Raw genomic sequence first — 698 nt, 5'->3', positions numbered from 1 at the left:
TGTATGAAGCGGTTCTGGGCAAAACCAAAAGCAAACTGGGCGCGGAAGAAATTGCGGCGATTTGGGAAACCGAAGAAAGCATGAAAAAACTGGCGCAGTATAGCATGGAAGATGCGCGTGCGACCTATGAACTGGGTAAAGAATTTTTCCCGATGGAAGCGGAACTGGCGAAACTGATTGGTCAGAGCGTGTGGGATGTTAGCCGTAGCAGCACCGGTAATCTGGTGGAATGGTATCTGCTGCGCGTTGCGTATGCGCGTAATGAACTGGCGCCGAACAAACCGGACGAAGAAGAATACAAACGTCGTCTGCGTACCACCTATCTGGGCGGCTATGTGAAAGAACCGGAAAAAGGCCTGTGGGAAAACATCATCTACCTGGATTTCCGTAGCCTGTATCCGAGCATTATCGTGATCCATAACGTTAGCCCGGATACCCTGGAAAAAGAAGGCTGCAAAAACTATGATGTTGCGCCGATTGTGGGCTATCGCTTCTGCAAAGATTTTCCGGGCTTTATCCCGAGCATTCTGGGTGATCTGATTGCGATGCGCCAGGATATCAAAAAGAAAATGAAAAGCACCATCGATCCGATCGAAAAAAAAATGCTGGATTATCGCCAGCGCGCGATCAAACTGCTGGCGAACAGCTATTACGGCTATATGGGCTATCCGAAAGCGCGTTGGTATAGCAAAGTCTAG

The 698-nt window shown here is 49.1% G+C and carries 1 pseudogene; it reads left to right on the top strand.

What is annotated here, in order from left to right:
- Positions 1-686: pseudogene (locus tag P3G66_RS31825) on the top strand (DNA polymerase domain-containing protein); the annotation flags it as partial.
- Between the last annotated feature and the right edge of the window lie 12 nt (positions 687-698).

Origin of the sequence: Rhodococcus sp. C3V (assembly GCF_029269915.1) — a bacterium.
Lineage (GTDB): Bacteria > Actinomycetota > Actinomycetes > Mycobacteriales > Mycobacteriaceae > Rhodococcus_F > Rhodococcus_F qingshengii.
This window is presented reverse-complemented; position numbering and strand designations above follow the sequence as displayed.